The sequence below is a fragment of the Sphingomonas sp. S6 genome, from assembly GCF_043498045.1.
Taxonomy (GTDB): Bacteria; Pseudomonadota; Alphaproteobacteria; order Sphingomonadales; family Sphingomonadaceae; genus Sphingomonas.
Map to the genome: position 1 here is coordinate 1 of NZ_JBIEOE010000057.1, position 409 is coordinate 409.

At 57.7% G+C, this 409-nt stretch carries 1 protein-coding gene; it reads right to left on the minus strand.

Annotated features, from left to right (window positions below; all coding sequences use genetic code 11):
- The coding region (locus ACGVWT_RS19225; RefSeq protein ID WP_394427842.1) for an efflux RND transporter permease subunit at positions 1–409 on the minus strand (409 nt) is incomplete at both ends.

The following is a 409-nucleotide window of genomic DNA, read 5'->3' on the forward strand; positions in this document are numbered from 1 at the left end:
TCGCTCGGGGTTTCGAAGAACCCGGCAGTGGAGACTGCGTTCTGCTCCTGCAACGCCTGCTGTACCGCTGCCAGAGGCAAACCGAGGGTCGCCAGCTTGAGGTTGGACAGTTCGATCCAGATCTTCTCGTCCTGCAGGCCCAGCAACTCGACTTTGCCCACATCCGCCACGCGCTGCAGTTGAATCTGGATGCGGTCGGCGTAGTCCTTGAGCACCGCGTAGTCAAAACCATCACCGGTCAAGGCGTAGATATTGCCGAAGGTGGTGCCGAATTCATCGTTGAAGAACGGACCCTGGATATCCGGTGGCAAAGTCTGGCGGATATCGCTGATCTTCTTGCGCACCTGATACCACAGCTCAGGAATCTGTGCCGAATGCATGGAGTCACGGGCGATAAAGGTGACCTGGG